This window comes from Morganella sp. Je.2.23 (assembly GCF_051129855.1).
GTDB lineage: Bacteria > Pseudomonadota > Gammaproteobacteria > Enterobacterales > Enterobacteriaceae > Morganella > Morganella sibonii.
The window spans coordinates 1-350 of record NZ_JBCPSQ010000040.1; the positions used below are offsets into that span (position 1 = coordinate 1).

The window sequence follows — 350 nt, forward strand, 5'->3', positions numbered from 1 at the left end:
CCTTTTCAAACCGGAAAATCCTCCCGCCCATGTAGGTATTTAATTCAAATCCCGCCCAGTCTACAGGGGCGGCTTTGTAGCCACGGGCAAAATAGCCTTTGTAGTCCATTGATTCCCACATCCGCTGTGGTGTGCTGCCCTGCTCGGCTGCCAGAGACTCCCATATCCCTTTGGTTTTCCGGTAAATCTCCGGTAAGTCCTGACGCTTAAAATCATTCTGCAGTGACTCATAAAATGCTTTTATGGCCGGAATATCCTTTTCCGTCACCGGCGTCGCGGTTGTCCACGGCCATTCCGGTAAATTTGTTGCGTAAAATGTCTGTGATATCTCCCGGAACCCTTTTTCAGCC

The 350-nt window shown here is 50.0% G+C and carries 1 pseudogene; it reads right to left on the bottom strand.

Annotated features, from left to right (window positions below):
* Nucleotides 1–350: pseudogene (locus tag AAZR23_RS20765) on the bottom strand (hypothetical protein); the annotation flags it as partial.